1 pseudogene is annotated in these 253 nt (G+C 64.0%); it reads right to left on the bottom strand.

What is annotated here, in order from left to right:
- Nucleotides 1-253: pseudogene (locus DBR24_RS31235) on the bottom strand (calcium-binding protein); the annotation flags it as partial.

Below are 253 nucleotides of genomic sequence, written 5' to 3'. Positions count from 1 at the left end.
ATGTTGGCTTCGACGCCGCTGACGAAGGTGTCGGCGTTTTTGCTGCCGACAATGATCTCGATGCCCGAGAACGTATCGCCCGCAGCGAAACCGGTGTTAACGCCGGTTTTCAGATTGACGGTCACGCCAGTGGCGAGGCTGTCCTCGTAGCTGGCCGTGTCGATGCCGGCGCCACCGATCAGCTGGTCGGCCCCCGCCCCGCCGATCAGCAGGTCGTTGCCTGCACCGCCGGTAATGATGTTGTCGCCGGCGC

Source organism: Pseudomonas sp. HMWF006 (assembly GCF_003061205.1).
GTDB lineage: Bacteria > Pseudomonadota > Gammaproteobacteria > Pseudomonadales > Pseudomonadaceae > Aquipseudomonas > Aquipseudomonas monsensis.
This window is presented reverse-complemented; position numbering and strand designations above follow the sequence as displayed.